This window comes from Sporosarcina sp. ACRSL, assembly GCF_022346605.1.
Classification (GTDB): Bacteria; Bacillota; Bacilli; order Bacillales_A; family Planococcaceae; genus Sporosarcina.
This window is the reverse complement of sequence record NZ_JAKRNT010000008.1, coordinates 190,135-216,844: the sequence shown is the minus strand read 5'-3', so window position 1 is coordinate 216,844 and position 26,710 is coordinate 190,135. Positions and strand designations below refer to the sequence as shown.

General features: G+C 42.4%; 35 protein-coding genes. 11 read left to right on the top strand and 24 right to left on the bottom strand.

Features of this window, described 5'->3' with window-relative positions; genetic code table 11:
• Nucleotides 1-48 precede the first annotated feature (48 nt).
• From MHZ92_RS13550 to comGA, 8 genes are read right to left on the bottom strand one after another with little or no spacing between them, the layout of a single operon-like run.
• Nucleotides 49-561 carry a shikimate kinase gene (locus MHZ92_RS13550; RefSeq protein ID WP_239432247.1) on the bottom strand — a complete coding sequence of 171 codons (513 nt, stop codon included), beginning with the start codon at nt 559-561 and terminating at the stop codon, nt 49-51.
• Entirely contained in the window at nt 521-745 is a 225-nt protein-coding gene (locus tag MHZ92_RS13545) for a hypothetical protein (RefSeq protein ID WP_239432246.1), read from the bottom strand. The genes MHZ92_RS13550 and MHZ92_RS13545 overlap by 41 nt, the downstream gene beginning before the upstream one ends.
• Entirely contained in the window at nt 726-1,175 is a 450-nt protein-coding gene (locus MHZ92_RS13540; RefSeq protein ID WP_239432245.1) for a ComGF family competence protein, read from the bottom strand. The genes MHZ92_RS13545 and MHZ92_RS13540 overlap by 20 nt, the downstream gene beginning before the upstream one ends.
• Nucleotides 1,160-1,462, bottom strand: coding sequence for a hypothetical protein (locus MHZ92_RS13535; RefSeq protein ID WP_239432244.1), 303 nt, complete (start codon nt 1,460-1,462; stop codon nt 1,160-1,162). The genes MHZ92_RS13540 and MHZ92_RS13535 overlap by 16 nt, the downstream gene beginning before the upstream one ends.
• Complete coding sequence (locus MHZ92_RS13530) at nt 1,455-1,892, bottom strand: prepilin-type N-terminal cleavage/methylation domain-containing protein (RefSeq protein WP_239432243.1); 438 nt, start codon at nt 1,890-1,892, stop codon at nt 1,455-1,457. The genes MHZ92_RS13535 and MHZ92_RS13530 overlap by 8 nt, the downstream gene beginning before the upstream one ends.
• On the bottom strand, nt 1,882-2,223 hold the full coding sequence (comGC, locus tag MHZ92_RS13525) for a competence type IV pilus major pilin ComGC (RefSeq protein ID WP_239432242.1): 342 nt from the start codon (nt 2,221-2,223) through the stop codon (nt 1,882-1,884). Before comGC ends, MHZ92_RS13530 begins: the two co-directional genes overlap by 11 nt.
• A gap of 15 nt (nt 2,224-2,238) precedes the next feature.
• Nucleotides 2,239-3,294, bottom strand: a complete 1,056-nt coding sequence (gene comGB / locus MHZ92_RS13520; RefSeq protein ID WP_239432241.1) for a competence type IV pilus assembly protein ComGB — start codon at nt 3,292-3,294, stop codon at nt 2,239-2,241.
• Complete coding sequence (comGA, locus tag MHZ92_RS13515) at nt 3,281-4,294, bottom strand: competence type IV pilus ATPase ComGA (protein WP_239432240.1); 1,014 nt, start codon at nt 4,292-4,294, stop codon at nt 3,281-3,283. Before comGA ends, comGB begins: the two co-directional genes overlap by 14 nt.
• Nucleotides 4,295-4,785: 491 nt before the next feature.
• Between comGA and MHZ92_RS13510 the strand changes: the two genes are divergently transcribed.
• Entirely contained in the window at nt 4,786-5,028 is a 243-nt protein-coding gene (locus MHZ92_RS13510; protein WP_239432239.1) for a DUF2626 family protein, read from the top strand.
• Nucleotides 5,029-5,071: 43 nt separating this feature from the next.
• On the opposite strand, the gene MHZ92_RS13505 is transcribed toward MHZ92_RS13510, so the two are convergent.
• Nucleotides 5,072-5,707: an MBL fold metallo-hydrolase gene (locus MHZ92_RS13505; RefSeq protein WP_239432238.1), complete on the bottom strand. Its 636-nt coding sequence runs from the start codon at nt 5,705-5,707 to the stop codon at nt 5,072-5,074.
• Between the two features lie 160 nt (nt 5,708-5,867).
• On the opposite strand from MHZ92_RS13505, the gene MHZ92_RS13500 reads away from it, so the two are divergent.
• Nucleotides 5,868-6,047: a DUF2759 domain-containing protein gene (locus tag MHZ92_RS13500; RefSeq protein WP_239432237.1), complete on the top strand. Its 180-nt coding sequence runs from the start codon at nt 5,868-5,870 to the stop codon at nt 6,045-6,047.
• Between the two features lie 46 nt (nt 6,048-6,093).
• Here MHZ92_RS13500 and MHZ92_RS13495 read toward each other — a convergent pair whose 3' ends face one another.
• The 5 genes from MHZ92_RS13495 to rpmG form a co-directional block, all read right to left on the bottom strand.
• On the bottom strand, nt 6,094-7,194 hold the full coding sequence (locus MHZ92_RS13495) for a hypothetical protein (protein ID WP_239432236.1): 1,101 nt from the start codon (nt 7,192-7,194) through the stop codon (nt 6,094-6,096).
• A gap of 98 nt (nt 7,195-7,292) precedes the next feature.
• Complete coding sequence (locus tag MHZ92_RS13490) at nt 7,293-9,158, bottom strand: LTA synthase family protein (RefSeq protein ID WP_239432235.1); 1,866 nt, start codon at nt 9,156-9,158, stop codon at nt 7,293-7,295.
• A gap of 142 nt (nt 9,159-9,300) precedes the next feature.
• Entirely contained in the window at nt 9,301-9,495 is a 195-nt protein-coding gene (locus tag MHZ92_RS13485; protein WP_239432234.1) for a YqgQ family protein, read from the bottom strand.
• Nucleotides 9,492-10,073 (bottom strand): 5-formyltetrahydrofolate cyclo-ligase, encoded by a 582-nt coding sequence (locus tag MHZ92_RS13480; RefSeq protein WP_239432233.1) that lies wholly within the window; start codon nt 10,071-10,073, stop codon nt 9,492-9,494. Before MHZ92_RS13480 ends, MHZ92_RS13485 begins: the two co-directional genes overlap by 4 nt.
• Before the next feature lie 62 nt (nt 10,074-10,135).
• A complete protein-coding gene (rpmG, locus tag MHZ92_RS13475; protein ID WP_060210366.1) occupies nt 10,136-10,285 on the bottom strand; it encodes a 50S ribosomal protein L33 in 150 nt (49 codons plus the stop codon).
• Nucleotides 10,286-11,282: 997 nt separating this feature from the next.
• Here rpmG and MHZ92_RS13470 point away from each other — a divergent pair.
• Together MHZ92_RS13470 and MHZ92_RS13465 are read left to right on the top strand one after the other, a co-directional pair.
• Nucleotides 11,283-11,639, top strand: a complete 357-nt coding sequence (locus MHZ92_RS13470; protein ID WP_239432232.1) for a hypothetical protein — start codon at nt 11,283-11,285, stop codon at nt 11,637-11,639.
• Entirely contained in the window at nt 11,636-12,127 is a 492-nt protein-coding gene (locus MHZ92_RS13465) for an endolytic transglycosylase MltG (protein WP_239432231.1), read from the top strand. Before MHZ92_RS13470 ends, MHZ92_RS13465 begins: the two co-directional genes overlap by 4 nt.
• A 20-nt stretch (nt 12,128-12,147) precedes the next feature.
• On the opposite strand, the gene MHZ92_RS13460 is transcribed toward MHZ92_RS13465, so the two are convergent.
• The 4 genes from MHZ92_RS13460 to MHZ92_RS13445 form a co-directional block, all read right to left on the bottom strand.
• The gene (locus MHZ92_RS13460) at nt 12,148-14,349 is read right to left on the bottom strand and encodes a peptidoglycan D,D-transpeptidase FtsI family protein (RefSeq protein WP_239432230.1); all 2,202 of its coding nucleotides are present in this window, start codon (nt 14,347-14,349) and stop codon (nt 12,148-12,150) included.
• Between the two features lie 344 nt (nt 14,350-14,693).
• Nucleotides 14,694-15,293 (bottom strand): superoxide dismutase, encoded by a 600-nt coding sequence (gene sodA, locus MHZ92_RS13455; RefSeq protein ID WP_239432229.1) that lies wholly within the window; start codon nt 15,291-15,293, stop codon nt 14,694-14,696.
• An 85-nt stretch (nt 15,294-15,378) separates the two neighbouring features.
• A complete protein-coding gene (locus tag MHZ92_RS13450; protein ID WP_239432228.1) occupies nt 15,379-15,864 on the bottom strand; it encodes a DUF456 domain-containing protein in 486 nt (161 codons plus the stop codon).
• Between the two features lie 13 nt (nt 15,865-15,877).
• Complete coding sequence (locus MHZ92_RS13445) at nt 15,878-17,509, bottom strand: Na/Pi cotransporter family protein (protein WP_239432227.1); 1,632 nt, start codon at nt 17,507-17,509, stop codon at nt 15,878-15,880.
• 196 nt (nt 17,510-17,705) lie between these two features.
• On the opposite strand from MHZ92_RS13445, the gene MHZ92_RS13440 reads away from it, so the two are divergent.
• The 4 genes from MHZ92_RS13440 to MHZ92_RS13425 all read left to right on the top strand — a co-directional run bounded on the left by MHZ92_RS13440 (nt 17,706) and on the right by MHZ92_RS13425 (nt 20,393).
• Nucleotides 17,706-18,221 (top strand): DUF1189 family protein, encoded by a 516-nt coding sequence (locus MHZ92_RS13440; protein ID WP_239432226.1) that lies wholly within the window; start codon nt 17,706-17,708, stop codon nt 18,219-18,221.
• Nucleotides 18,222-18,269: 48 nt separating this feature from the next.
• Nucleotides 18,270-18,596: a hypothetical protein gene (locus MHZ92_RS13435; RefSeq protein ID WP_239432225.1), complete on the top strand. Its 327-nt coding sequence runs from the start codon at nt 18,270-18,272 to the stop codon at nt 18,594-18,596.
• 91 nt (nt 18,597-18,687) lie between these two features.
• Nucleotides 18,688-19,812, top strand: a complete 1,125-nt coding sequence (gene ispG / locus MHZ92_RS13430) for a flavodoxin-dependent (E)-4-hydroxy-3-methylbut-2-enyl-diphosphate synthase (protein WP_255723536.1) — start codon at nt 18,688-18,690, stop codon at nt 19,810-19,812.
• Complete coding sequence (locus MHZ92_RS13425; protein WP_239432224.1) at nt 19,809-20,393, top strand: 5' nucleotidase, NT5C type; 585 nt, start codon at nt 19,809-19,811, stop codon at nt 20,391-20,393. Before ispG ends, MHZ92_RS13425 begins: the two co-directional genes overlap by 4 nt.
• 32 nt (nt 20,394-20,425) lie before the next feature.
• Here the strand turns inward: MHZ92_RS13425 and MHZ92_RS13420 are convergent, their stop codons facing one another.
• Genes MHZ92_RS13420 through MHZ92_RS13410 form a run of 3 tightly spaced genes read right to left on the bottom strand, consistent with a single transcriptional unit; the run spans nt 20,426 to nt 22,472 of the window.
• On the bottom strand, nt 20,426-20,842 hold the full coding sequence (locus tag MHZ92_RS13420; RefSeq protein WP_239432223.1) for a Fur family transcriptional regulator: 417 nt from the start codon (nt 20,840-20,842) through the stop codon (nt 20,426-20,428).
• Nucleotides 20,839-21,705, bottom strand: a complete 867-nt coding sequence (locus MHZ92_RS13415; protein WP_239432287.1) for a metal ABC transporter permease — start codon at nt 21,703-21,705, stop codon at nt 20,839-20,841. The genes MHZ92_RS13420 and MHZ92_RS13415 overlap by 4 nt, the downstream gene beginning before the upstream one ends.
• A gap of 2 nt (nt 21,706-21,707) precedes the next feature.
• Nucleotides 21,708-22,472, bottom strand: coding sequence for a metal ABC transporter ATP-binding protein (locus MHZ92_RS13410; protein ID WP_239432222.1), 765 nt, complete (start codon nt 22,470-22,472; stop codon nt 21,708-21,710).
• A gap of 113 nt (nt 22,473-22,585) precedes the next feature.
• Between MHZ92_RS13410 and MHZ92_RS13405 the strand changes: the two genes are divergently transcribed.
• On the top strand, nt 22,586-22,831 hold the full coding sequence (locus tag MHZ92_RS13405) for a hypothetical protein (RefSeq protein ID WP_370644715.1): 246 nt from the start codon (nt 22,586-22,588) through the stop codon (nt 22,829-22,831).
• Nucleotides 22,832-22,901: 70 nt separating this feature from the next.
• Here the strand turns inward: MHZ92_RS13405 and MHZ92_RS13400 are convergent, their stop codons facing one another.
• From MHZ92_RS13400 to MHZ92_RS13390, 3 genes are read right to left on the bottom strand one after another with little or no spacing between them, the layout of a single operon-like run.
• Entirely contained in the window at nt 22,902-23,789 is an 888-nt protein-coding gene (locus MHZ92_RS13400; RefSeq protein WP_239432285.1) for a deoxyribonuclease IV, read from the bottom strand.
• Nucleotides 23,790-23,796: 7 nt separating this feature from the next.
• Nucleotides 23,797-25,098 (bottom strand): DEAD/DEAH box helicase, encoded by a 1,302-nt coding sequence (locus MHZ92_RS13395; RefSeq protein WP_239432221.1) that lies wholly within the window; start codon nt 25,096-25,098, stop codon nt 23,797-23,799.
• The gene (locus tag MHZ92_RS13390; RefSeq protein ID WP_239432220.1) at nt 25,091-25,390 is read right to left on the bottom strand and encodes a hypothetical protein; all 300 of its coding nucleotides are present in this window, start codon (nt 25,388-25,390) and stop codon (nt 25,091-25,093) included. The genes MHZ92_RS13395 and MHZ92_RS13390 overlap by 8 nt, the downstream gene beginning before the upstream one ends.
• 5 nt (nt 25,391-25,395) lie before the next feature.
• Here MHZ92_RS13390 and MHZ92_RS13385 point away from each other — a divergent pair, with 5 nt between their 5' ends.
• A complete protein-coding gene (locus MHZ92_RS13385) occupies nt 25,396-25,656 on the top strand; it encodes a YqfQ family protein (protein ID WP_239432219.1) in 261 nt (86 codons plus the stop codon).
• 64 nt (nt 25,657-25,720) lie between these two features.
• Nucleotides 25,721-26,701: a 4-hydroxy-3-methylbut-2-enyl diphosphate reductase gene (locus MHZ92_RS13380; RefSeq protein WP_239432218.1), complete on the top strand. Its 981-nt coding sequence runs from the start codon at nt 25,721-25,723 to the stop codon at nt 26,699-26,701.
• The last annotated feature ends 9 nt before the right edge of the window (nt 26,702-26,710 follow it).

The window sequence follows — 26,710 nt, the reverse complement described above, 5'->3', positions numbered from 1 at the left end:
AAAATAAATTTAAAAATGTTCGTGTTTTAGTTGTTTTTCAAATATCTATCATTCATTTCTCAATCTAATAATTTGGGAAGCGATATACTGTGTAATTTCATTCAATGACCTGTTCGTCGTCTCGACTTTGAAATGCGCACTTTGCAAATAAAGCGGCTTTCTTTTGCGGAAAAGACTTTCCAACTCATGTCTAGAGGATCGTTGGACGATCGGCCTGTTGACGTCAGTGGAAATTCTTCGCCATATATCACGGAATGTCGAATTCAAATAAAAGACAAGCCCCGTTCTTCTCATGATTTTCCTGTTTTCCTCTCTCATGGCAACACCTCCGCCAGTTGCAATGATACAGAATTCATCTTGAAAGTCTCGCAGAAATTCCGTTTCCATGTCCCTGAATCCTTCTTCTCCATAAGTTTCGAAAATTTGTGGGATCGTCATGCCTGTCCGATTGGATATTTCGGTATCCATATCGTAAAACGGCAAATTTAGCAACGTCCCTAACCGTTTGCCGATAGCACTTTTACCGCTCCCCATAAAACCGATCAAGTAAACTTTCTTCATTATCTATACCGCCTTGCCTCATCAACTTTGTCGTTTCATTCTTGTAATAACTTTCAAAAGAATCGAATGTTCTATATAGATTACTATGCCATGAAACGACAGTAAAAAGAAAGAGGCTGACGATAAAAAGTAAAACTAACGAAGCTGCTAATAGGGCACCTTTCTCATTCTTCGCGAATTCCAATCGCAAATCTCCTTTCCCGCTTCGTTCCGTCAAGCATCGTCACGAACACCTTCAACTCATGCCCCTCATGTTTGAATATTACTGTGGAAACATTGGTATATAGCGGGATATATCCTTTTGTATTGACAAGTTTGCGTATGACAAAATTATTTTGACCGATTTCAACTTTCCCTCTGTCATTTGTGAATGAAATTGCCCTGTCCCCCATTAGTACATGGAAATCTTCCACGTCTGCTAACAATGCCTGTAATTCAATTGCAAACAGTTCCCATTCAGTTGCATAGTAGTCTTCCAACTGACGTTCAATTGGTAGTTTCCAATAGAATATCAGAATGACAAAATGAAGGAAAATCCCCATAAGCAACAGATGAAACAAAGCTTCCAGCAGGGAGTAGCCCAATTCATTGGGAGATTTTAGTACTCTATGCATTTTTCAAAATCCTTTTCTATGTAACGATACGTCACACAGATCACTCCAGTCTCGATAGCCCAATTGTAATCGACCATCTCTACGCGATTTGTCCCTGCCATCAATCCGTATGCGTTATGGAGGATCGCTCCATGATAGGCGGATTCTGCTGCATGCATACCTAGCCTCTTCAATTCTAGACGAGTTGCCAAATGTGAATAAAGTGGCAGCAACGTTCCGAAAATGACTGTAATAATAACGAGGGATAAAATCGATTCCGGCCATGAATATCCTTTTTCATCAATCATAGACAAGTACCCTCCCATGCTGCAATTGCAACGTCAATCGTTTATCACCGGTTGATGTCCGTAAGATGATTGTACCCGGATTGACAATATGTCCATTCGGATGAAACTCGACCGCACTGATCCTATGGTTGCCACTCACCCAGTACATGGTATCAGGAAAATCGATTGTGGAATAGGTTTCTGTACTCGGAGCAAACATGCTGTAAGACTTCCCCGAATTGCGAAATCTGACTGCCGTATACGTTTCGTGTGCCAGGGCATATGCTTGTGCATGATGAATTGTCGCGATGAATGTGTACAGCGCTTCCTCTTCGCTTTGTTTTGTTATGAATCGATCGCCAATTGGCAAGATGACAGCAGTCAGAACGGCAACGACACTTAACACTAACAGCATCTCAAGAAACGTAAAGCCGTTTTCTTTATTTGCCATCATTTTCTGGTGAAGGATTCTTCAAGTTAGGTGCCGTCACTTTACCGTCTTCTGCAATCAAGATTTCTGTTCCGTCTGGACATTGTGCTCCATCTGGCAAATAGTCGTGATCTATCAATTCCTGAAGGCTCGGATACTCATGTTTTTCCATCTTATATGCGGTAACTTGTCCTTCTACCATTTTCACGTACGCTTTGCATCCTTTATCGTCAATTGACTTCGAATGCTTTGTTACATTCGGTATGGCAATTAAAACTAGAACGGAAATGATGAGTAAAACAATCATCATTTCTATGAGCGTAAAACCACTTTCTTCTTTAACGATTTTCAAGCTGATTCCCCTTCCTTACAAATTATCAAACATACTATAAACTGGGAGAAGTAACGCCAAATAGGCAGCTAAAATACAGAACGCCAAAATGGTGAACAAAACAGGTTGGAGCAGCGCTAGACACTTTCCCATATCCTCCTCAATTAACTCATGCAAATTTTCACTGAACAGCAGCAGCTCCTTCGCCAAATATCCGGAATCAGAACCGTGCTTTGCATATGCGCTTAGTTCATCCCGTAAACCGTGCGTCAATCTGATTGCCGAATCGAAATTTTCCCCATATATGACATGACCTTTAACCGACATTGCAATTTCACTCAAAACAGGATTGATTTTTTGTTTCTCCAACACTTCAAGGGCATCTTGCATAGATAGCCCCGACTGAAGGAGACTGCCGAGTTCGCCGGCAAACTCCCGTGTCATCCATTTAGAGAATAAGGATCTTGCAATAGGAAGCGACATGAGAAAACGGATTTTTCTTGTCGTTGACAATCTCCGATAAATGAGTAGTCCGCTCCCTACGATACATACGAGAAATATACTGCAACCGATCATTGCATCAGGAATTCTAGACACAAGGAGTGGGAGAAGAGAACTAAAACCGTTTTCCGCACCCTTCCTCGCTAACGTCATCGCTTGCAAATTAGGAATGAAGTAGGTTCTGAAAACGAATAGAAAGATTGTCAGGAAAAAGAAAAGTGTGATTGGGTAAAGCAGGAGATTTCGTAACTTTTTCCTTCTCTCTTCCGATTGCCGCATTCTATCCGCGATTCCTTTTAATGCCTCTGCCAGCCTTCCATCCACTTCCGCAACGAAAACTGGTAAAAGAGTATGGGAAGGAAATCCAAGATTCATAAGAATATCCGTCACCCCAAGACCCGCCTTCAAATCTTTTTCAACCCGCTCTAGGAGGTCACTGAAATGCTTAGAATGATAGGGTAATAGCAGAACCAATCCGTCATGGAATGTGTAGCCTTCCTGTAAGAGCACAGAAAGTCTGCCTAAAAATGCAGGACGGTTTTCGACGGCTTGGACAGAGCGTCTGATTAACGGATTTCTAACTTTCATCATTGGACGGCTCATTTTCCATACTATATTTTTTCGCGACTGCATCTATTTTCATCTCTTCCGGGATAGTCACTCGGTTGCCAGAAATGATTCCGGCTGCAATTGAATCTAGTAATTCGCCTTGAACAATTTCAAATACCGCCCCCATGCTGCCATCTTTTTTCTGGATAAGCCGTTGGGCTGCTATACAAACGACAGTTTGCCGCAATTCCTCCGGGGTGATTCCAAAATCCATCATTCGATAAAAACATCCCTCGGGATCTTTGGAGTGGACCGTAGACAGCACTAAATGACCCGTCAAAGCAGCTGCGACAGCAATTCTAGCAGTCTCGGAGTCTCTTATTTCACCAATCATGATTACATCTGGAGAATGTCTCAAAATCGCTTTCAAACCGGCTGCATACGTCATTCCAGATCTTTCATTCACTTGAATTTGAAGAAGATGTGAATGATTATTTTCAACTGGATCCTCGAGTGAAATCACATGTCTTTCCAATTGGTTGACGCAATGAGCAGTTAATGAATAAATTGTAGTTGTTTTCCCACTGCCAGTCGGTCCGGTAAGTAGGATGAGCCCTTGCCGTTCCTCAGCAGCGCGCCTTAGTTTCTCTTCCCATTGCTGGTCGATACAGAGCTTATCTAGAGAGACAATTTGATCATGCCTTTGAATACGGATGACTACACTTTCTTTCATTTGAATAGAGGGAATGGTAGATACACGGAACGAATAATTTTCGTTTTGCATTTTTTTGTGAAATGAACCGCTTTGGGGTTTTCGTCGATCACTAATATCTAACGAGGAAAGGAATTTGAAAAAGGAGATCATGCGGGCGGCCAACTGTGGGGGAAATGTGCCGCTCCGTTCTAATTTTGAGTTCTTTTTGAAATAAACGTCGTAATGGTCTTGCGCAGGAACGAGATGGATGTCTGTAGACTCACTGGCTATCGCCCGTTCCAAAAGATCAAAGCTCTTAGTCTCGATGAGATTGTCACGCTTTTCCATTGAACACCCCTCTTTAATCAATTACGACTCGGCGTAATTGCGTCGGGATTTTGAATTGGGAATCGAACAACGAAGGGTTCGATTTGCCGTATTTCTGCGTTTTTTGCAGAAATTAAGGCACAAGCTGCCCAATTAACTCCTTTCAAAATCCCTGACATCCGCCGGAGGCTTCATCTTGATTCGGCAGGAGCTTGGAACCCAGCTGAATCAAGATGATGAAAGACCGCTTTTCACCTTAAAATGAGTATACGTTGAACATATTGAAAAAGGAATAGCTCCATGTGAATTCAAATTTTAAGTGCGCTTTTCACGTCAAATTTGATTTTTGATTGGCCTTTTCGGCTCAAAATCAAATTTTGAACGATTCAAAATCATTCCTATACATGCATTTGTCACAATGTCGACTTGATAGGAGTTTACTTTTCAAGTTGCAATCCACTATAATGAATAGGAGATCTTTCTACTGTTTTACGTTAAGGAGGGACGCACTTATGGATAACATGTTCAAGCTATGCGGTTTTTGGACTGGCATTTTCGCGGTAATGTTTTTCGTAGGCGATATGATGACAGCTTCTGTTCTCATGATCGCGAGCACTATTTTCTTCTTGTTGCTTGGATATTTGAAACTTACAGAGCGTATGTATATGTACATGTTTGGAGCTTACCTTATGATTTTCATGGTAGGGTTCAGCTATTATGCGACGTTCATTCACGTTCCAGGTGGAGGACACTAATTCTCCAGAAGAAAAAACAGCCAATTCGGCTGTTTTTTTGTTCCTAAAAACCATTTAAAAAAGGATTCATATCCTGTTCTTCTTCAGGAGTTGTTGACGGTCCGTGACCTGGGTAAATGACAAACTCGTCATCTAAGGTCAACAGTTTGTCGTGAATGGACTGTAGAAGTGTATTCATGTCCCCACCACGCAGATCCGTCCTTCCGATACTGCCTCTGAAAAGCGTATCGCCTACAACAGCAATTTCGGCATCCTTAAAAATGAAAGAGACACTGCCGGGAGAATGACCAGGTGTATGCCTGACCTCTAATTGGAATGCTCCAATTTGCAAGTCACCTTCCACTAGGAAATAATCCGCTGCCTTATTTTTCACTTGGGAAATGCTAGGATATTTGGAAGAGCCATTCAGATCTGGATTCCCTAACCATTCCTGCTCGGCTTCGTGAATATAGACAGGAATATCAAAATGATTCCTCACCCGATCCACCGCCCCGATATGATCGAAGTGGGCATGCGTCAACAGAATGGCAACCGGTTTACTGTTCATCCCTTCGATTTCTGCGATGATCCGATCCCCTTCTTCCCCCGGATCGATCACTAAACATTCCTTTTCACGATTGACAATGACATAACAGTTCGTTTGAATTGGACCTAACGGATATGTATGTATTTCAAGCATCCTCCACACCTCCTCCTATGTATAGTAATCAAGTTATGATTAGATTTCAAACAATTGTCATTAATATACCTCGACAAAATCTAAAGTAAACAGTACAATAGAAGAGGAATATTGCTAAATCGGCATTCATTTTTTCTCTGTTGAAAGGAGTGTCTTCCACATGAACATCTTAATGGTAATTTTTGGCCTTATTGCAATCTTTGCTGTCATTGGTACTGTACAAGCGTTCAAAGAGCGCAATGTATTGAGCATTTTGTTCAATGTTGCATCTGCTGTGATTTTTGGCGGTTTTACAATTGCAACGATTGTCTTCCAAGGATATCCGCCTACTTTACATTAATCCGTCTTTAAAAAAACATCCCCTGCTACAATGCGGAGGATGTTTTTTAGTTATCAAATTCAATCCATTTATATTTTTTCTTCGTTTCCACATCAATCAATTCCTCTAAAGTATATCCGTTCAAACAATAACGCCCAGACGGAGTGCATTTAATTGGACCCGCATCCAATCCTTTTAAAATCAGTTGGATCGTACCATCTTCAATAAGATAAACATTATATCCACTTCCCATCTCATCCAGTTGGCCGCTTTTATCTGCACCTTTCACAATCAGACGGTCCTGATCAAGCCATTCGATCGATGGCACAATCCATTCTGAATAATTGCTGACCGCTGGCATGGTCCAGTGAAAAATAACTGAGCCGTCATGCTCTCTCACAGAATACGTAAATGAATTCGCATCGATTGACTGGACGATGACAAAACGGTCCTCAAACGCGTCAAAATAAATCACATTTTCGATATCAGTCATCTCATTCTCGGACGTTTCCAAGTTGATGATTTGAATGACCCCTCCGTCAAGTGGATGGTCTATAGACATGCCGATAATTCGATCCTCACCCGCCCATTTTGGAAAAGGATCATCCAGATCAATGATGGAAAGGCTATCATCATCGCCATTAAAGACGAAAAGGTCAAAGGACCAGTCTTCATGGAAGGCTGTGAACAATATTTTTTCTGGATTGGAGCGATTCCATTCAATTGCAAGTTCCGTCGAATCGATTTCCACTTCATGTTGCACTGTGCCGTTCTTTCCAACAACTTTTATAACAGCCGAGTTTGGCTGATCGCTTGTATGAACTAGCAAATAATCGCGTGAGGGATGGATGAGTACATCGATAATGAATGATTTATCCTCGTAAACTGAGGCGGATTCCCCTGTTTCAATGTCAAAGTAATTAACGCTATAAAAGCCGTCCCTCTTGTCTACATACACTACTTGAGAATCATTCAGCCAGTCCGCAATGAAGTGAAAAGTGGAAGGGTCCGCTTTGAACTGATGGGGAGTCGGCGGTTTAATGGTCTCTTTTTCAACAGGTGACGGTTCTTCTTCGATGTCCTCTTGCGTGGGGAATGGATCGTTTTGCTCCGAACACCCGGTCAATAAAAAAATGATCATTGCAAACAAGTAAAAATATTTTTTCATCTCGCCATATTCCCCTCCTTCCATCTTTCTCTCAAAAAAATATCTGCACGGTAAACAAACCCGTGCAGACTTTAGACGTTTTCGCCTCAATCGGCTAATTACTCTTCCTTATCCGTAAACCTCAGCAAATCTCCATTAATGATCAAATCGGAGTAGCCAAGTTCGGTGGTCGCTCGCTCGATATAAGGCTCACACGCTGCCCCGTCGGTTTGTTCTCCTGTTGTAATATCGTAGCAAACTTCATTTGTATAAATATAATCTTCCGTTACGAAGCGTCCATCCCTGAAAACGACAAACGGATCATGATCAGGTGAAAAGATGTCCGCTCCCATTTGCATGTCTTCTTTCGTATCGATTCCAAGTAAATGCAAAATCGTCGGTCTCACATCCAATTGACCCGAAAGTTCTTCAACTGTCTCTCCTTTTCCATAACCAGGAATGTGGATGAACATCGGTACTTTTTGCAATACAGTACTATCAAATGGCGTGATTTCCTTATCCAAATACTTACCCATCGCTTTATTATGATTTTCGGAAATTCCATAATGGTCTCCGTACATAACAATTATCGAATTGTCATACAAACCGTTCTTCTTCAATTCTTCAAAGAAGATTTTAATCGACTCATCCATATAACGAGCTGATTGGAAATATTTATTCAACGTTTTCGAATTGGAATCATATGGCGGAATCATCATATCTTCTTCATCCAAGTCAAATGGATGGTGGTTCGTCAATGTGATCATTCTAGTAGAAAACGGTTGAGGCATCGTTTTCATAATCTCCACGGATTGTTCGAAAAACGGAATATCCTTCATTCCCCAGTTAACTGCTTCACCTTCACCGATTGTATAGCTATCAACATCGTAGAATTTTTCAATGCCTAAAGCTTGATACATGATGTCACGGTTCCAGAAGCTTTTGTTGTTCGCATGCATGACACTCGTGAAGTATCCATTTTCACCTAGTCTTTCCGACATGGAGTTGAATGTATTCCCACTGTTCGTGAAAAAGACAGCTCCTCCATTCCGGCCATATAGTGAGTTTTCTACGATGAATTCAGAATCGGATGTTTTCCCTAATCCTGTTTGATGATAGAAATTATTGAAATAAAATGTGTCTGGATCATTTGTGAGTTCGTTTAGGAATGGTGTAATTTCATGGCCATTCATCTCATTGTTAATGACGAAGTTTTGCAGCGACTCCAAGGAAACAAAGATCACATTACGACCTTCCGCAATTCCGAACATTTTCGAGTTAGGTTCTGCATAATTTGCGTTAATATAGTTCGCCACCTCAGCCAGTTCACTGCCATCGGCAAGAGCCCGTTGTGCATGTGTTTTTGATTGGATGAACAAATCATGGATGTGGTAATTGTACGCTCCAATATTTTTTACGAGCAATTCCCTATCGAAGCTCCGTGTCAACAACTGCGGGCGTTGGGCTTCCGCTAACCCTAAGTTGATCATCAACACTGTTGCGGCTACTACAAAATAAAGCTTCCGTCCGATGTTCCGTTGGCTAAGAGTTGTTTTCGATGTCGGGATGAACTTGATTGCCAATGCAATAATGATGACATCTGCGAAGAAGAAAATATCAGTTAGATGTAAATTCTCTCCGATCGAAGATGACAAATCCCCAAAATTGCTTGTTTGGAATAATAGTGGCAGTGTGATGAAATCATTAAAAAACCGATAAAACACTGCGTTGCTAAACATTATAATCGACGTTAGTAAACTAATTGAAATTATATATATGTTGCGCCTTTTTGCACTCTTCATGAATAAAGATAAGCCGTATACGAATAATAGAAAGCTGAGCGGGTTCATGAACAATATGATTTCCTGCATCATATTATCGATCTTCATATTAAAGCTAGTGATATAGCCAATATACGTAGTTATCCATGTTGCGACAATAGCAATGACGAGTACGGAATGTTTGGGCCAAGTTACTCTTTTCATACTGTATCTTCCTTTCAAATTAAAGCCTATGTTGTAAATTCACCCTGTCATTTGTACATGCACTACATATTATAGACGATTAAGTCATTAAAAAGTTTCATTTTCATTAAATAAATTGAAGGAAATTGCAATCGGACAACTTCTATTTTGCCCGTCTACCCAATTCCCTTTTCAAAATAATAAGTGCTGGTAGGTAATCCTCTTTCATAATTAAGCCATTATCATATAGCTCTTTCACTTCAGACATCATCATTTCGATATCTGTTTTTTGATCCCCTGTATATATAAAAATGCCGAAACGTTTAAGAAGTTGCAGGACATCTAGGAAATCTTTCATTTCACATCCCGCATTTCTCGGCAATGTAGCACTCTGTTTTCAGTAATAATTTTGTTAACTGGGATATCATGCTCTTCTGTAGGCACAGCTTGAGAAATCTGAATATCGAACGCCAAAGATACAAGATCGCCTTCGTAGCCAGTCAGATAGCGATCATAATAACCGCCTCCAAACCCGATTCTAAAGCCTTCTTTTGAATAGACGACTCCGGGAACGATTTGAAGATCGATTTGCCCTTTGTCGATGGAAACTGTACGCTCAACGATTGGTTCTTCCAGATCCATATAAACCGTCTCGAGATCATCGAAAGAGGTAATGATCCTAAAATCCATCTCCCTAGTTGCTGGAATGCATTTGGGTACGGCTACCTGCTTCCCTGCCCTCCATGCGGATTCAATTAATAAGTTCGTCTCCACCTCTGGAAAACGGGAAATCGTGACACCAATTGTACTCGCAGAAGTATATTCTTCACACGTATGAAGAAGTTCCAAAATATTCGCAGATTTGCTCGCATGTTCAGAACGGTTCATATCTTTCATGGCTTTTATCATTTGTTTACGCATTGACAATTTACTCATACAAGTATTCCCCCATTCTGAAATAAAAAACCAAAACCCGCGAAGAGTTTTGGCATGAGCGATTATTTCGTTTCACGGTGCAAAGTTTGTTTCTTTTCACGTGAGCAATATTTTTTCATTTCAAGACGTTCCGGATTGTTACGCTTGTTTTTCTTTGTAATATAATTACGCTCTCCACATTCTGTGCAAGCAAGTGTAATATTTACGCGCATTGTTGTCCCTCCCACTCATTGGCAATATAAATTAAATATGAGCATGATTTATACGACTTTTCAATTGTATCATATCATACTCGTATGTAAAGTAGAAAGTTTCAAATTGATGGTGTTAAGTTTTTGCGGATACTGCTCCAAATCGGGTGTAAAGTAAAAGTTTTTATTTGCTATTCTTGCTGTACAAAATCACTTTTTAAAAAAAGTCCAAACTAAATCGTGTTGATTTCCGCTCCAGGCGCACGCTTTCCGTGGGGCGGCGGTGAGCCTCCTCGGTCGCTACGCTCCACTGCGGGGTCTCACCTGTCCCGCCAACCCCACAGGAGTCGGCGCCTTCCACTCCAATCAACAGATATAACTGCTAAATAAGAATGAATCAGAAACACAACCTAAAAACATTGAAGTCTTTTTATACACGGTAGACAGGCTTTCCCCATGGCTGACCATAACATCGCATAGAGGCACCGCTCTACAATCACTCCAACTTCTGCATTTTTTACTCTGTTTTCAAACATCGTCATTTGGCAAAACCCTAATCAAGTTCCTTAAAAAGTTGTTGGAGCACATCTAAAAAATCTTATTAAAGTGTCACGGATTTCCAAAGTAATAATCTCTTGATATTTTTAAACATACGGGTTCTCCCATTGCAGTAATTTAGTCACCAAACTCCATTATACAAAGAGAGGCTCCAATTTCATGCCTTTACAGTTACCATGCAATTTTAGAATCCAGCTCATATTCCAATTGATTGGAGTGGAGATTGGCGACTCCAGCGGGAACAGCGCGAGCTGAAGACACCGCAGGAACGCAGTGACGAGGAGACTGAAGCCGTGCCCGCGGAAAGCGTCCAATCGGAACGGAAATCAATGGTCTATGTAGGAGGCTAGAGTTTTTACAATCCATCCACAACCATTTCATTCATACTTTCAAATTACATTCAGAAGTTGCATATGATATTATGGGAACAAAGTAATCTATTCCCGGAGGTTGTTCAACAGTGGATATTGAAATTATTTTACTTAGCATCGGACTTATTTGTATCATCCTATCTTTCTTCATTGGAAACACCAGCCGGAAAAGCGAAGAAGAAATTGAAAACATCTCTATCAGCCTCCATCAGGAGACGAACCAATTAAAAAAACGTTTGAAAGCTGTGGAAGAAGAATTGATGATCAGTGCTGGACCGGTCACGAACGGGCACCGAAGGAATTCCAAACCTGTACACGAAATTATAATCAATCAAATCCTCTCCTTGCAAGCACAAGGTTATTCAATTCCAGAAATCGCAAAACGCTCTTCTCTATCCAATGAGGAAGTTATGAATGTATTGAAATCCCGGGGTGTCACGTTATGATAAAGGACTTGTTAAGAGGAGTCGGTATAGGCTGCATTCTAGCGGGAGGGATTCTTTATGTTACGAATGAAGACCCTAGTGCGACGAATCCTCACGATTACAAAAATCAAATCGACGAGTTGCAAACCGAGCTCGAAAAGGTAAAAAAAGAGTTAGCTGTTGCTCAAACATTAACGTCTCCTAAATCAGCGAATTCTGTAACGGAAGCATCAAGTAACAGTGAGGGGAAGACAGAATCAAAATCTGACAGCGTGCCAACTTCAACACAAATTACGAAAATCATCCTTTCCATTGAACCCGGTTCGACCTCTTCAACCGTAGCGGACAAGCTTGAGCGTGCCGGAATTATAGAGAACGCGAAAGATTTAGAACAATATTTGATTGACAAAGGTCTAGCTGGCCGCATTCAAATTGGAGAGCATGCAGTCGACACAACGATGGATCTCGAAACAATCGCTCGTATCATTACAAATACGAAAAACAGATAAAAAAAGCTGCCACCGCTCTTTCAGCGGTATGGCAGCATTTTTTTCTCCTCATCTATTTTCGTTTCGAATTGACGATCTATTTTTTGGTCGGTTGTTTCAATCCTGTTTGCTTTTTCCCGCTCTTCTTTCAATTCAAAGTAAACGTCAAGTGAGCTTCTCGCTAGTTCGTTCCACGCTCTACTCGGATAATCGCTTCGATCTGTGGAAGCGTATGGCACTACGATGGAAAAGGCCACTTCCGGATTTTCGGCAGGCGCAAAACCGACATGCGTCAAGTTTACGGAAGGCATCCCATACTTGCTCCGATCATCACCAAAATAGGACGATTGGGCAGTACCCGTTTTCCCGGCAGCTGTATAGGGTGCATCTCTGAATAAGTAAGGCGCAGTTCCGTTTGGTCCATAATACGTATACTGCATTCCTTTTTTCACCTGCTCAATCTCTTGTTCAGTATTATTGATTCTGTTCAGGACTTTCACTTCCGTTTCCTGCAGCAATACACCTAGTGTTTCCCCGTCTTTGGATGGTTCTCTTATTTCCTTTAATACTTTCGGAGCGACCCTGTAACCCCCGTTTGCCACGGTAGATACAAATTGGACAAGTTGCAGCGGTGTATACGTATCGAATTGCCCTATTGCAAAGTCCAATAGTTTACCTGAAATCGTGTCAGTCCCTGTTTGGCCGGAGTATTCGCCCGGCAAATCGATTTCAGTCTTCACGCCAAGACCGAAAGACGCGTATACGTTCCGAAGCCTGTCAAATCCGCCGATATCGATGCGTAAAGGCATATATGGTCGATAGACAGCATCCCCGAGCGACATAGCGATTCGGAACATGTAAACGTTCGAAGACCTGCCAATCGCTTGGATATCATTGACGGGAACCCGTCCGTAAGGATTGAATAATGTCCGTTTAACGTTTGTTCCGGCAATATGGATCGGTTCGTCAATTTTCACTTCACCGACCGACAGCACCCCTTCGCTATACCCGCCAAGGACCGTTGCAAGTTTCACTGTGGAACCAACTTCATAAGCTGATGTGAAAGTGCCGTAAGCATAATCCCGCACTTCCCATTTCCCTGTATCTTCATCCTTCACTAAACGCTTACCAACTAGCGCAAGCAATTCACCGTTATTAGGATCCATCATGACGAGGAATGCCCGATCAAGCAATCCCGCTTTTGGATTTTTCTTCATTTCAAGAAGCTTTTCTGAAACTAGCTCCTCCAATGATTCCTGCAATTCGCTGTCCATTGATAAGACGAGATCCTTCCCCGGTTCCCCTTCTCGGACAGTTTTTGTTTCGATAACACGGCCCGTTCGATCCTTGACATTTTTAACGATCGTTTTCTGCCCTTTTAACAATTCCTCATAATACTGCTCGAAATAGCTTCGTCCGACCCGATCATTCCGAGAGTAATCCCGTGCCAAGTAATAATCCAGATGAGTACGCGGAAGTCCTTCAATCGAACTTGTCATTGTCCCAAGTATCGTACTATCCGAAAATTTCACCCGATCCCAATCAGTCGTCGTATTAACTCCTTCAAGTTCACTTAAACGTTCCGAGACAGCTGCGAATTCCTCTTCTGTGACGTTTCCACTTTTAATAATTTGAGGAGAATAAGCGTACCCTGACATCATTTCACGATAGATGGCCAACACTTCAAGTTCATGATCGGTAAATGAGTTAAGTTCCTCATCAGTGATTCTCTCACGAGTCAAACGCGTAATTTCACGTTGAACCTCATGCTTGGATAAAGTACCATCTTTGTTGATTCCCTTCAGTTCTTCGGGACTCACCTTCGCTTCCGCCTCTTCAGGATTCAATAAGATCCAGAAATCACGTTTATCACCAATGGTAACCCTTTTCGTATCCTGTTCAATCAGTTCAGATAGGGCTTCAGCGATTTTCAACATTTCCTGAGAAGTCGTTGAAGACGTCTTCGTATATGTGATGGCATTCATCGGTTTATTATCGACGAGCACCTTTCCTGTTCGGTCATATATCCGACCACGAGGAACACTAGTATTCACCGCAATTTCCTCGGTTTTTTCCAATAACCTCGTATATTCTTCACCTTTGACGATCTGTAAGTATCCAAGTCGAAAAATGAGCAAGGAAAATAGGATGAAAATCGAAAAGAAAAGTAGGTTCATCCTGAATGCGATATGTTTCCGTTGTCGGATTTTTGCTTGATCCACTTTGCGCATCGGTTTTTTCATATGTATTCTCCTTACTTGAGTTAGGTCCAGATTGAATTATAGCATTCTAAACATAAAAAGCATATATCCTGACGAACAGGATATATGCTTCAGCCTGTTGACAAACGCTCGCATCCGTTGTTGCTCGTGTCGCTCGTCCGCTCATGAACTTAAGTTCTATTCGCGTCTTCGCTCCACTTCGCGCCTAGGCTGACAAGCGTTTTCAATCAGGCTGAGGAAATTCCTGCCCATTACTATCTTCCTAAAAAAGAGTGTAGACAAAGTCAAAGAACGACTTTGTCTACACTCTGAATCATATATCCTGACGAACAGGATATATGATTGGTTGCATCATAATGGATTATTTACCGAAGTTTTTTTGCGACCTCGTCCCAGTTTACAACGTTCCAGAATGCAGAAACGTAGTCAGGACGTCTGTTTTGGTAGTTTAGATAGTAAGCATGCTCCCAAACGTCAAGACCGAGAATCGGAGTTTTTCCTTCCATCAAAGGAGAATCTTGGTTTGGAGTTGAAGTGACTTCAAGCTCACCGTTATTCGATACGAGCCAAGCCCAGCCAGAACCGAAGCGAGTCGCTGCCGCTTTTGCAAACTCTTCCTTAAATGCATCAAAGCTGCCGAACTTTTTGTCAATCGCTTCAGCTAGTGCGCCAGTTGGAGCTCCGCCACCATTTGGTGAAAGGATATTCCAAAAGAACGTATGGTTCGCATGACCGCCGCCATTATTACGGACAGCCGTACGGATGCTTTCAGGAACAGCATCTAAATCGGAAATTAGCTCTTCGACGGACTTTGCAGCCAAGTCTTCGTGCCCTTCCAATGCGTTATTCACGTTCGTCACATACGTATTGTGATGTTTCGTGTGGTGGATGTTCATCGTTTCTTTGTCGATGTGAGGCTCCAGCGCGTCGTACGCGTATGGTAATTCTGGTAATTTGTAAGCCATTTTTCCATTCCTCCTCAATTGATTCATAATTTATCCTACACTATAAACATTATCAAAATTAGGAAGGCCATTCAATTGAAATGAATTATGTGAGGACATAGAGTAGAAAAATTCCTATCATCAGCAGCATGACGGCTCCCTTGGCAACGATAGATGTGAAAAATCCTACGATTGATCCAATTCCGGTCTTCAATGACTGTTTCACACCGGTCCGCGACACGATCATTTCCGCTAGGAATGCACCGAGGAATGGTCCGATAAGGATACCCGCCACAGGAATAACGAAAGGCCCAACGAGCAAACCAATCGTACTTCCCCACATTCCCGCCTTGGACCCGCCGAACTTTTTCACTCCTACAAGATTTGCAAGCGTATCCGCGCCGAAAAGCAAAATGACGAACAGCCCTTGGATGACCCAAAACAACCAACTCATCTCTTCAAAAGATACGATCCAACCGTATAATAGAAAACCGCCTACAATGAAAACTACGGAAGGGATAATTGGATAGATCAATCCGATAAAAGCAATGATGAACATGACAATAGCCGCAATCCAACCCGCTATTTCCATTCTTTCCCCTCCCTTACTGATGTTTGCCTAAGATAGCTTCGGCAATATTGACTGCGTGGTCTCCAATTCGTTCCAAGTTGGAGACGATATCAACAAATACCATTCCCGCTTGAGCTGAACAATTCCCTTCGTTCAAGCGGATAATATGGTTCTTTCTGAATTTCCGCTCCATCTTATCGATCAAATCCTCTTGCTCAGCAACTTCTTTCGCCAGTTTTGTATCATTCATATCGAGCGAACGGACTGCCTTCTCAACTGTAGCAATTGTCAATGTGAACATTTCTCTTAAATCTTCCATCGCGTCTTCAGTTAAATTCACACTGTTCACTTCTCGGAACTCGATCAGTTCGATAATATTCTCGAAATGATCCCCAATTCGTTCGATATCCCGGACAGCATCAATTAGCAAGACATGTCTAGCGGACTCAATCGGCGAAATATTGACCGCTGCAATTTCGACGAGATAATTCGTAATTTTACGATCGAGATTATTGATGGCATCTTCGATCTGATACGCCCTTTCGGCACTGCGCTTATTGCTCGTCTTTAAGTATTCATAAGTCTCCTGCAAACCTTGGACTGCGAAATCACCCATCCTAATGATTTCCTCTTTCGCTTGTCCGATTGCAACAGCAGGAGATTGGTTAATGAAATTCTGATCTAAATGCTTAGGCTTATATTCAACTGTGACATCTTTGCCTGGAATTAGCTTCGTCACAAGAAATGCCCAAGCGCCGATCAACGGGAATTGGATAATCGTGTTCACTACATTGAACGTTCCGTGAGCGAAAGCAATTTGCATTTTATTTTCCAAGTTCAAAAGAACGGCAATCCACTCTACATACAGCGTAAACGGATAAAGGAAAATCATGAAAATGATCGTGCCGACAACGTTAAACAGGACATGAGTTGCTGCTGCCCTTCTTGCAGCTACAGAAGCACCGATTGAGGCAAGAACCGCAGTGATTGTCGTTCCGATGTTGTCACCAAACAGAATCGGCAAGGCAGCTTGCAATGAAACGAGATTTTCTGCATACATCCCTTGCAATATCCCGACCGTTGCACTTGAACTTTGGATAATAAGCGTAAAGACGGTCCCCGCGACAACTCCGAGCAGAGGGTGGTCAGCCATTGCTACTGTAAGGTCTGAAAACGTCGCAAGTGACTGGAGCGGCTTCATCCCTTCACTCATCAATTCCAATCCAAGGAATAGCCCCCCGAAGCCAAAAACCACTTCTCCGACGTTCTTTACGATATTCTTTTTGAAGAAGAAAATAAGAATTGCACCGAGCGCCATAATCGGCAAAGCATAGTCGCCTACATCCAGACCGATGATAAACGCCGTGATCGTCGTACCAATATTGGCACCCATAATGACACCGATTGCCTGACGAAGCGTCATGAAGCCGGCGCTGACCAGTCCAACTGTAATAACGGTGGTCCCCGAACTAGACTGGAGAAGAACAGTTACAATAATTCCTACAAGCACACCCATGAAAGGGTTTGTCGTGAATCTATCTAGTATGCTTCGCAGCCTGTCTCCTGCTGCTTTTTGCAGACCATCACCCATATACTTAATGGCGAATAGGAAGATTCCGAGACCTCCTGCAAATTGAAAGATCACTTCCTGCCAATTCACTTCCATTACATTGTATACCTCCATAATGCATTATGCATAACATCCTTATTATGTTGACATTATTAACGAATTGTAAATAGAGGCATAGGAATCTTTACATTCACTTAACAATCAATTCGGAAGTCATTACTCTGTAGAAATGTTTCTACCACTTCCTATCGGCAGAAGTGATAAACTGTTAGTATGTAAAGGAGGTCTTACTTTGAAGTTCCATCAATTATTTCTGGCGGCATGGCACGAACCAAAAAAATTGGCCGCTTTCCGGCTACTACCGATTGGTCGAGTCATTCGCTATGCTTTCCTATTCATTGTAGTAATGACACTCATTTCATTCACCCGATTCTCTTTAGGAGATGCCGAGCTGTTCGAGGCTTCCACAGAACTGAACGAGTATAGTAAAACAATTGGCGGACTCATTTATCCGATAGCATTTCTCTTCCAATTCGTTATCGCGACATTTTACGTATTTGTCAGAATTAGCATTTTTGCGACCATCGCAATTTGGATCGGCAACTTGATGGGTAGGCGCACAGAATATCGTCACTTATGGCGGACAACGGCCATCTCAATGACTGTCCCTTTATTGTTGACGATTATTTTCGATTTCTTACAGGTAAACGAAACTTGGAGCATCCTACTCACGTCCATTATCCATATCGGATATTTGACGAATGCGCTCAAATATTATCCAAAGTCAGCTAAAAAAGCGGCAAAATGAATAATTCCCTGAATTCCGCATATTGTGTTGGAAGAAGGGGGAATGTTTATGCGTACTTTAATCGTAGCCGTTATACTTTTTCTTGCCTTTCATATTATCAGAATCGACTTAGGGAATGGGACAATCCCTCTTGCTTCGTTTTTCGGTAATGAAGTGCCGTGTATAGAGGAGCCCATAAAAAGCATTCATGTGACGACAATCCAAGGAGATACGATCGAAGCGCTTTTTTCGATGTACCCGGATCCAGAATCTACATTTGTTGAAAGACTATCAGATTTTTATACCCTCAACCCACATCTTCGAAACCAAGAGCTTGTCGGAGGTCTTTCCGTCAAACTCCCCCTTTCGGGAATTGGGCAAAATAATTGCAACTAATAATGTTTCTAAGCAGTGTCCCTTGTCTTTTCATCCGATTGATTGCTAAAATAGAAATTAGTTATGAGTTTTCTTAAGGAGAGAATAATCCATGAGTGAAATAATACACAGATCTAAAACACGTCCTGTACGAGTCGGAAATTTGACAATCGGCGGAAGTGACGAGCTATTCATTCAAAGTATGACAACTACAAAAACACACGATGTCGATGCAACGGTGGCAGAAATATTACGTCTAGAGGAAGCGGGTTGTCAAATCGTCCGTGTAGCATGTCCCGATGAAAGGGCAGCATACTCCATCGGCGCCATTAAAGAACGCATCAATATTCCACTTGTTGTCGATATCCATTTTGACTATAAACTTGCACTAATCGCGATCGAGCAAGGTGCAGATAAAATTCGGATTAACCCTGGAAATATCGGCCGTCAAGAAAAAGTCGAAGCTGTTGTCAAAGCGGCAAAAGAAAAAGGTATACCGATCAGAATTGGAGTAAATGCAGGCTCACTTGAGAAACATATTCTTAAAAAATACGGTTATCCGACTGCAGACGGTATGGTAGAAAGTGCGCTGCATCATATTAAAATATTGGAAGATCTTGATTTCCACGATATTATCGTTTCATTGAAGGCTTCAGATGTTAACTTGGCGGTGGAAGCATATAAGAAAGCGGCAGCGGCATTCGATTATCCATTGCATCTCGGGATTACAGAGTCCGGAACATTATTCGCTGGATCCATTAAGAGTGCAGCAGGGCTTGGTACGCTGCTTTCAGCCGGTATCGGGAATACATTGCGGGTTTCACTGAGCGCAGATCCCGTACAAGAAATAAAAGTGGCACGTGAGCTGTTAAAAATTTTCGGCCTATCTTCAAATGCTGCAACTCTCATCTCTTGCCCGACTTGCGGCCGTATTGAAATCGACTTGATTTCGATTGCGAATGAAGTAGAGGAATATATCTCTACGATTAAAGCGCCATTGAAAGTAGCTGTATTGGGTTGTGCAGTGAACGGCCCAGGAGAAGCGCGTGAAGCGGATATTGGAATTGCAGGTGCGCGCGGAGAAGGATTGCTCTTCATGAAAGGGAAAACCGTCCGGAAAGTGCCTGAGGAAACGATGGTCGATGAACTGAAAATCGAAATTGATAAGTTAGCTGAGGAGTACTTCGAAAAGAAAAGACAAGAAGAGGAACTTCTTAAAAGCGGGACTTCTGAATGAGGAAAATCCGATTCGGCATTGATATCGACGGGACGGTCACTTGTCCGACTTCCCTCCTGCCGCATATTAACGCACATTTTGGATGCAATCTCGTTTTAGATGATATAAAGGAATATGATCTGACAAAAGCGTTTCCCGTTGACGAGAAAGAGTTTTACGAGTGGTATCGCCAAACGGAAACAACGATATATGCCGCATCCCCTGCTCAAGAATATGCTAAAATGATCCTCTCGGAATGGCAAGAGCATTACGAGCTCTATTATATTTCTGCAAGGGGCCTAAATGTTGCAGAATGCACATTTGACTGGTTTGAACGGCAAGGCATCCCATACGACCACATCGAGCTAATTGGCAGCCATTATAAGATTGAGACTGCTAAAAAGTTCAAGGTCGATGCATTTTTCGAAGATAAGTACGACAACGCTGTCGAGATTCATGAGGAATTGAACATTCCAGTACTCCTTTTTGACACTCCGTATAATCGCGGACCGATTCCGGAAGGCGTTATAAGAGTGAAGAGTTGGCAAGAAGCAGACAAATGGATCAAAGAGTTGTTTCCAATTGAAGAAAAAGTAAATTGAAAAAGGAGTAGGGTGAATTCCCTACTTCTTTTTTATTGCGCTACACAAACTGGACACTTTCCGTAAATTTCAAATTTATGGCCTTCCACTTCATACCCTTGCAAATTAACTGAAACCGATTCCATAGGACAATGCGCGATGTTCCGCGTCTTGCCGCATGCTGTGCAAATGAAATGATGGTGATGAACACCATGATCGCATTGCATTCTGAAATGCCTTTCTCCGTTCAACTCCGTCTCTTCCAAAATACCAAGCTCTGAGAAAGTCGTTAAATTACGATAAATCGTATCAAAGCTTATCCCCGGGTTGTCGACAGTCATGAAGTTCCGCACTTCCATGGCAGTCAAATAGCGATCATTACGAGAAAAGAATTCCAAAATCGTCTCACGATTCTTAGTCCTCTTGAATTGATGCTTCTGTAAAATGCGCCATGCCTCATCAAGTGTCATGCGAATTCCCCCTTTACCTTCCGCCCAACTAGTTTGCCTTTTAGCTTTTTCCAACAGAGCACTAACAATAGAATGATAACGGACGTAATAACAATTGTCCCCCCTGGGGCAATATCGAGATGGAACGCAGCAAACAGTCCGATAATCACAGAGAGTTCACCAATGATGATTGAGTAAACAAGCGCTCCTTTAAAGCTTTTAGCAAGCTGAATCGCGGCTGCCACCGGTATCGTCATTAATGAAGAGACGAGCAAAATCCCGACGATCCGCATCGATGCCCCAATGACCAGTGCGACTATGATCATGAAAAAGATTTGAATGACCTTTCCATTGACGCCTGATACTTTTGCGTATTCCTTGTCAAAAGACAAGGCAAACATTTCTTTATAGAAAAACTTTATAAATGTGATGACGATGATTGCAATAATAACAACGATCCATAGGTCTTGTCTGCTGACAGCTGAAACAGAACCGAATAAATATCCAACTAGATCGGAGCCAAATCCTTTCGCAAGCGATATAAAAATCGCTCCGAAACCAATTCCTGCCGATAGGATAATTGGAATTGCCAGTTCTTCAAAATGTTTATATGCACCTCTCAGCCTTTCAATTAACAATGAGCCGCCTACTGCACTTACCATCCCTAAATAGACCGGATTAAGCGCTGAAAAAAAGAGAACGGATTGGCTTAAATAGAGGCTGCCCGCAATACCGGCCAATGCCACATGGCTTAATGCATCTGCGATGAGGGCCAACCTTCTGACGACAATGAAAAGCCCTAGCAACGGGGCAATTATTCCGATAATCATCCCTGAGAGGAATGCATTTTGAAGAAATTCATATGTGAATAGAGCACTGATCACGGTCATACCCCTTTCTTTTCTTGATGAACGCGCCTCACTGGGTGACCGTACCATAATGATATATCTTCATCATTCATCTTCTTATAATCTGACTGAACGCCATGGAAATGGATTGATCGATTTAGACACGCAACATGTGTTGCCAACTCGGTAACAAGATCGATTTCATGTGTTACGAGGAGTATCGCAATCCCATGTTCACGGTTCAATTCATTGAGCATAGAATAGAACGATGCAACATTTTTCTGGTCAATACCGACGGTCGGTTCATCCATGATCAATAAATCCGGTTCGCCAACTAATGCACGTGCTATGAATACACGCTGTTGCTGGCCGCCGGATAATTCACCTATATTCTGGTTGGCAAACTCCTCCATTTTAACGATTTGCAATGATTTCAACGCTTTTTGCTCATCGTTCTTTGTAAAACCCTTAAATAGTCCGACTTTTCGAGTGAGGCCACTTTTCACGACTTCAAGAACGGTTGCAGGAAATCCCGAATTGAATGAATTCGATTTTTGCGAGACATAGCCGATACGTTCACGATGCCTGAAGGAATCCACGTTTTGGCCGAACAACTTCACTTCTCCTTGATCGGCTTTCAATAATCCTAAAATAATATTAATCAGCGTCGACTTTCCAGATCCATTCGGACCGATGAGCGCCCAAAACTCCCCTTCTTTCACTTCCAATGAAATATCTTCTAGAACGGTGGAGTGCTCATATTGAAAATTGACGTCAATGCATTCAATGATCGTCTTTGACATATAGTAAAATCCCTTTCTGTTGAAAGAATGTAAACAGGAACGATTACGATTACTAGTAGAAGTATATAGGAAGAGTCGGCCAGACACAACTAATTGAGAAGGAATGGTGTAAATTGGATTATATGCAAATACTAAATGAAATTAAGAAGAAGAGTGACGAGGAGGCTAAAATGCTAGCCGATGCTTACGGCATTAATTTATCAATTAAAGAAATTAGAGCGTTACGTCCTTTACTTGATGAAATTTCATTCCATTGGCTTTTTACAGGCATTCCAGAAAGTTTTATCAAAAAAGTGAAGTATGCTGTAGGAGAAAAAAAGGGAGAGGAATTGTTCCGTCAGTATTTGGATATGATTTAAATCAATTACGGCTTTTGCTGAATTCAGCAAAAAAACATCCCGCCAACTCAATTCGGTTGGCGGGTTGTTCTTATACGAGCAAAAGCTCCCTTTGATCAGCATGAAATGTTTTTGTTTTCAACATTTCGATTTCATATTGATACGGGGCCTTCTTGTTTTTAGCGTCGGTCCCTACGAATGGTGTTTCAAGGATCTTAGGAATCAACACGAACTCGGGGTGATGGACAATATAACTGAGTGCATCAAACCCGATATGGCCATGGCCGATATTTTCATGGCGGTCTTTCATTGCCCCACGTTCGTTTTTACTGTCGTTGACGTGGATGACTGAAATCCTGTCTTTTCCGATAATCTTATCAAATTCATTTAGTACGCCATCGAAGTCATTGACGATATCATAGCCTGCATCATGGACGTGACAAGTGTCAAAACAGACGGAAAGGCGCTCGTTATTATTTACACCGTCAATAATCTTGGCTATTTCATCAAAATTCCTGCCACACTCACTGCCTTTTCCAGCCATCGTTTCAAGCGCAATCCGTACAGTCGAATCTTCGGATAACACTTCATTCAAACCTTCAATAATTTTCGCAATGCCTTTATCGGCTCCCGCACCAACGTGAGCCCCTGGGTGCAACACGATCTGATTTGCCCCAAGAGCAGCCGTTCTTTTGATCTCCTGCTGAAGAAAGTCAACGCCTAGCCTGAACGTCTCTGGTTTAGTCGTATTGCCGATGTTGATGATATAAGGGGCATGAACGACAATATTGGATAGACCATTCTCCTTCATGTGTAAAAGGCCCTCTTCAATATTCAATTCTTCAATCGGTTTCCTCCTCGTATTCTGAGGAGCTCCTGTATAAATCATAAACGTCGTAGCGCCATAGCCTAGCGCCTCTTCACTCGAACCGAGCAACATCTTCTTACCGCTCATCGAAACATGTGATCCTAACAGCAATGGTTGATCATTTGTCATTTCTACGTTTCAATCTCCTTTCCCTCTTCTTGAACTTCTCTATGTCTTTTGCCATTTTCTTTTTATAGCCAGGCTTGACCTTTGACGGTTTACGAACAAACGACGCCGCTTTGCGATCTAATTCATCGGTCTCTTTCACCCGCTTCTTCCTTGCATGACGCTCTTTGACCTCTACCCACTCGCCTTTTTTCACGTCTTCGTGGATGAATGGGATGCCCATCTTTTCAATTTGCACAATTTTATCGTCCTCGGATGGTTCGTACATTGTGATAGCAATTCCTTCAAGACCTGCCCTAGCAGTCCTTCCTACCCTGTGAATGAAGAACTCCAAGTCATCCGGCAATTCGTAGTTGATGACGTGACTCACTCCGGGGATGTCAATCCCACGCGCGGCAAGATCAGTCGCGACGATATATTGATACTCGAGATCCCTAATCTGCTTCATCATCCGTGTACGTTCGCGCGGCGACAGATCTCCATGGATTCTGCCTGCTTTAATGCCATGCTCGGCAAGATAGTAAGCAACTTCGTCCGCGTTTTGCTTCGTGTTCGTAAAGACAATCGCCAAATAAGGATTGATTGCATTCAAAACATGCAAAAGTTTTTTCTTCCGATCCATGCTTCGGACTGGTACAAGGGAATATTTCATCCCTTCCGTCAACGGCTTCTTATTGCCGATTTGAACATGAACGGGACTCTCCATATATTTCGACAGAAAAGGCTTCAGTTTTTCAGGAATCGTTGCCGAAAAAACATACATCTCCAGATCCGTTGGCATTTTTGATGCGAATTTGTCAATATCCTCGATGAATCCCATGTCAAATGCCAAGTCAGCTTCATCAATTACTAAAATGGAAGCTGTATGGATTGCCAAAGCTCCTTCTTCAGCAAGATCGCGAATCCTTCCCGGTGTTCCAACAATGACGTGCGGATTCGATTTCAATTTGTCAATGGAGCGTTGCTTATCAGTTCCTCCGATTAAAAGTGAACTTCGAATACTTGTTTTTTCGGTCATCTTATTCAATTCGTCATATAACTGCAATGCAAGTTCCCTCGTGGGTGCAGTGATGACCGCTTGCAATTCTTCCTTCTCCTCGTCCAGCCGCTCAAGAATCGGAATAAGGAAGCTGTGTGACTTACCTGTTCCTGTATGTGCTTGTCCGATCGCGTTGGACCCCTTAAGAATTAATGGAATCATTTCTTTCTGTATCGGTGTTGGATGTTCAAACCCTAGACGGGCAATTGCTTCCCGGAGAAAAGGTTTGAATTGATAATCAGTGAATTTAGACATTCATATGCCTCCTAACGTATTCATATTGTAGCATGATTCCGTTCCGCAGTAATTGTTTTTGGCATAGTATATATTGTGAAAGTTCATAAGACCAAATGAAAGGGGTTATCCATGAGGTACCAATCCTTCTATCCATTCGCGCGAGCGCAACAGTCACCTTTTGCAATGAGGCAGCCATTTGGCGGTCCACAACAGCCAATGCCCTTCTCCCAGCCGCCGAGACAACCTTTTCAGGGGTCTCCGATGGGAAATCGATTCGGCCCGTCCATGCCGGGACAGTTTCAAAATCCATCCAGAATGGAAATGTACATGCAAACGGCCAACCGGTTTTTAAATACAGCCCAACAATACGCGCCGCTTGTCCAGCAGTTTGCACCAATGTTTCAAAACTTGCCCGCGTTATGGAGATTATATAAAGGCTTCCAGTCACTTCCTGCAGCCGGTGGAGCAGCAGGGGCTACAGCTACAGCAGCGACTTCAACCGCTGCATCAGCTACATCGCGAACTGCGCAAGCCGGGGCTTCCAGTCCGAGGATCTTCCAACCGCCCACATTATAATTTTGAAACGTCTGCCTAACTCCGCTATAATAGATATAGATCCCTTTAGAGGAGTGTGGAGTAAATGAAAGTTAAAAAGATTTCCCCGCGCGGCTATTGCTACGGGGTTGTCGATGCAATGGTTATCGCAAGAAATGCAGCACTCGACAAAACGTTGCCGAGACCTATATATATATTAGGCATGATTGTTCATAATAAACATGTCACAGATGCATTTGAGGAAGATGGCATCATAACGTTGGATGGGAAAAACCGGCTGGAGATCCTTGAGAAAGTCGAAACAGGGACTGTCATTTTCACTGCCCATGGTGTGTCACCGGAAGTCCGGGAATTGGCGCGCAGGAAAGGCCTTGTTTCCATTGATGCCACTTGCCCGGACGTAACCGTCACTCACGACTTGATTGCAGAGAAAACCGCAGAAGGATACGACATCATCTATATCGGAAAAAAATACCATCCAGAGCCAGAAGGGGCAATTGGTGTCGCGCCTCACGCAGTCCATCTGATCGAGTCACTGGATGATGTTGAGGGGCTTGAGCTCAATAACGAAAAGCTACTCGTCACAAACCAAACGACGATGAGCCAATGGGATGTTGCACATATTATGGATGCACTGAAAGAGAAATTCCCTCATATTGAAGTACACAAGGAAATCTGCCTTGCAACACAAGTGAGACAGGAAGCGGTAGCAGAGCAGGCAGGAGAAGCAGACCTCCTAATCGTAGTAGGTGATCCGAAAAGCAATAACTCCAATCGTCTGACACAAGTTTCAGTTGAAATTGCTGGTACTCCTTCCTACCGGGTTTCTGATGTTTCCGAGATTGATATCAATTGGCTTCAAGGTGTAGAAACGGTTGCTGTCACTGCTGGCGCTTCCACTCCTACACTAGTTGTCCGTGAGGTAATTAGCTTCTTGGAAAACTTCGACCAGGAAGATCCGTCAACGCATATACCGGAACGTAAATTCAAATTGGAGCGGATTTTGCCAAAAATCAAGAATCCTGAACCGGTTAAACGTATTGAGCCATATGCAATCAATGAATAAAATAAAAAA

Coding starts and splice junctions, on each gene's coding strand:
- MHZ92_RS13550 (WP_239432247.1), bottom strand. CDS start 561: ATGAAGAAAGTTTACTTGATCGGTTTTATGGGGAGCGGTAAAAGTGCT.
- MHZ92_RS13540 (WP_239432245.1), bottom strand. CDS start 1,175: ATGCATAGAGTACTAAAATCTCCCAATGAATTGGGCTACTCCCTGCTG.
- MHZ92_RS13535 (WP_239432244.1), bottom strand. CDS start 1,462: ATGATTGATGAAAAAGGATATTCATGGCCGGAATCGATTTTATCCCTC.
- MHZ92_RS13530 (WP_239432243.1), bottom strand. CDS start 1,892: ATGGCAAATAAAGAAAACGGCTTTACGTTTCTTGAGATGCTGTTAGTG.
- comGB (WP_239432241.1), bottom strand. CDS start 3,294: ATGATGAAAGTTAGAAATCCGTTAATCAGACGCTCTGTCCAAGCCGTC.
- comGA (WP_239432240.1), bottom strand. CDS start 4,294: ATGGAAAAGCGTGACAATCTCATCGAGACTAAGAGCTTTGATCTTTTG.
- MHZ92_RS13510 (WP_239432239.1), top strand. CDS start 4,786: ATGGATAACATGTTCAAGCTATGCGGTTTTTGGACTGGCATTTTCGCG.
- MHZ92_RS13505 (WP_239432238.1), bottom strand. CDS start 5,707: ATGCTTGAAATACATACATATCCGTTAGGTCCAATTCAAACGAACTGT.
- MHZ92_RS13500 (WP_239432237.1), top strand. CDS start 5,868: ATGAACATCTTAATGGTAATTTTTGGCCTTATTGCAATCTTTGCTGTC.
- MHZ92_RS13495 (WP_239432236.1), bottom strand. CDS start 7,194: ATGAAAAAATATTTTTACTTGTTTGCAATGATCATTTTTTTATTGACC.
- MHZ92_RS13490 (WP_239432235.1), bottom strand. CDS start 9,158: ATGAAAAGAGTAACTTGGCCCAAACATTCCGTACTCGTCATTGCTATT.
- MHZ92_RS13485 (WP_239432234.1), bottom strand. CDS start 9,495: ATGAAAGATTTCCTAGATGTCCTGCAACTTCTTAAACGTTTCGGCATT.
- MHZ92_RS13480 (WP_239432233.1), bottom strand. CDS start 10,073: ATGAGTAAATTGTCAATGCGTAAACAAATGATAAAAGCCATGAAAGAT.
- rpmG (WP_060210366.1), bottom strand. CDS start 10,285: ATGCGCGTAAATATTACACTTGCTTGCACAGAATGTGGAGAGCGTAAT.
- MHZ92_RS13465 (WP_239432231.1), top strand. CDS start 11,636: ATGATAAAGGACTTGTTAAGAGGAGTCGGTATAGGCTGCATTCTAGCG.
- MHZ92_RS13460 (WP_239432230.1), bottom strand. CDS start 14,349: ATGAAAAAACCGATGCGCAAAGTGGATCAAGCAAAAATCCGACAACGG.
- sodA (WP_239432229.1), bottom strand. CDS start 15,293: ATGGCTTACAAATTACCAGAATTACCATACGCGTACGACGCGCTGGAG.
- MHZ92_RS13450 (WP_239432228.1), bottom strand. CDS start 15,864: ATGGAAATAGCGGGTTGGATTGCGGCTATTGTCATGTTCATCATTGCT.
- MHZ92_RS13445 (WP_239432227.1), bottom strand. CDS start 17,509: ATGGAAGTGAATTGGCAGGAAGTGATCTTTCAATTTGCAGGAGGTCTC.
- MHZ92_RS13435 (WP_239432225.1), top strand. CDS start 18,270: ATGCGTACTTTAATCGTAGCCGTTATACTTTTTCTTGCCTTTCATATT.
- ispG (WP_255723536.1), top strand. CDS start 18,688: ATGAGTGAAATAATACACAGATCTAAAACACGTCCTGTACGAGTCGGA.
- MHZ92_RS13425 (WP_239432224.1), top strand. CDS start 19,809: ATGAGGAAAATCCGATTCGGCATTGATATCGACGGGACGGTCACTTGT.
- MHZ92_RS13420 (WP_239432223.1), bottom strand. CDS start 20,842: ATGACACTTGATGAGGCATGGCGCATTTTACAGAAGCATCAATTCAAG.
- MHZ92_RS13410 (WP_239432222.1), bottom strand. CDS start 22,472: ATGTCAAAGACGATCATTGAATGCATTGACGTCAATTTTCAATATGAG.
- MHZ92_RS13395 (WP_239432221.1), bottom strand. CDS start 25,098: ATGTCTAAATTCACTGATTATCAATTCAAACCTTTTCTCCGGGAAGCA.
- MHZ92_RS13390 (WP_239432220.1), bottom strand. CDS start 25,390: ATGGATTTTGAAACTGTCCCGGCATGGACGGGCCGAATCGATTTCCCA.
- MHZ92_RS13385 (WP_239432219.1), top strand. CDS start 25,396: ATGGAAATGTACATGCAAACGGCCAACCGGTTTTTAAATACAGCCCAA.
- MHZ92_RS13380 (WP_239432218.1), top strand. CDS start 25,721: ATGAAAGTTAAAAAGATTTCCCCGCGCGGCTATTGCTACGGGGTTGTC.